This window comes from Streptomyces sp. ADMS (assembly GCF_033441795.1).
GTDB lineage: Bacteria > Actinomycetota > Actinomycetes > Streptomycetales > Streptomycetaceae > Streptomyces.
Map to the genome: position 1 here is coordinate 1 of NZ_JAVFVX010000640.1, position 236 is coordinate 236.

The window sequence follows — 236 nt, forward strand, 5'->3', positions numbered from 1 at the left end:
CAGCCAGGGCGAGGGCTCCAAGGGGCAGCGCGGTTACGACTGGGCCTGGTTCGAGATCACCCTGCCCGGACAGCTGCCGGCCGACGGCTTCACCCACCAGCTGCTGATCCGCCGCAGCACCGACAAGAAGCAACTGGCCGGCGGCCGCGTCGACTACGACTACGCGTACTTCCTCGTCCACGCCCCCGCCGCCGACCCGGTCACCGAGGCGATCGTGAGGGCCGGGGTCCGCTGGA

Annotated in this window: 1 pseudogene; it reads left to right on the forward strand. The window is 71.2% G+C overall.

Annotated features, from left to right (window positions below):
• Positions 1-236, forward strand: a pseudogene (locus RB628_RS42295) (hypothetical protein); the annotation flags it as partial.